At 63.0% G+C, this 759-nt stretch carries 1 protein-coding gene; it reads left to right on the top strand.

Annotation, left to right across the window (positions count from 1 at the left end; all coding sequences use genetic code 11):
• A partial coding sequence (locus WH91_RS10320; protein WP_046170935.1) for an IS3 family transposase occupies nucleotides 1-741 on the top strand: 741 nt, incomplete at its 5' end.
• Nucleotides 742-759 lie beyond the last annotated feature (18 nt).

Genomic DNA, 759 nt, shown 5'->3' with positions numbered 1-759 from the left:
TATCGGCGCCTGCACGTACTGCTGCGGCGAGAAGGCCATATGGTCAATCACAAGCGGCTGTTCCGCATCTATCGCGAGGAGAAGCTGGTCGTGCGCCGCCGCGGCGGCCGCAAGCGGGCGATGGGCACACGGGCGCCGATGCTGATCCCGATGGCACCCAATCAGCGCTGGTCGCTCGACTTCGTCTCCGACCAGATGACCGATTGCCGGCGCTTCCGAGTGCTGACCGTGGTCGATGACTGCACGCGCGAGTGCCTGGCCCTGGTTGCCGACACATCGCTCTCAGGACTGCGGGTAGCGCGCGAGCTCGAGACACTCATGGCCAGCCGCGGAAAGCCCCAGATGATCGTCAGCGATAACGGCACCGAGTTCACTTCCAATGCTATCCTGGCCTTCGCCGATCGGATGGGCATCGACTGGCATTACATCGCCCCGGGAAAGCCGATCCAGAACGCCTTCATCGAGAGCTTTAACGGCCGGCTCAGGGACGAACTGCTGAACGAGACGCTGTTCCCCTCGCTCCCCTACATCAGGGCAAGCCTGACGGCATGGCGAGCCGACTACAACATCAACCGACCACACTCAGGGATCGGCTGGCTAACACCGAACGAATATGCCGACACCTTCAACCCGCGACGGGATCTGCCGCTCCGCTCAATGACCAGCTCTGCGCCAGCCCCCGTAGCTCACCCCGGCCAGATCGGCCAAAACAACCGCCCGAGTCTCCTTCAGGCTGGATAGAAGTTGGGGGCAACGTCA

The organism is Devosia psychrophila (assembly GCF_000971275.1).
Lineage (GTDB): Bacteria > Pseudomonadota > Alphaproteobacteria > Rhizobiales > Devosiaceae > Devosia > Devosia psychrophila.
This window is presented reverse-complemented; position numbering and strand designations above follow the sequence as displayed.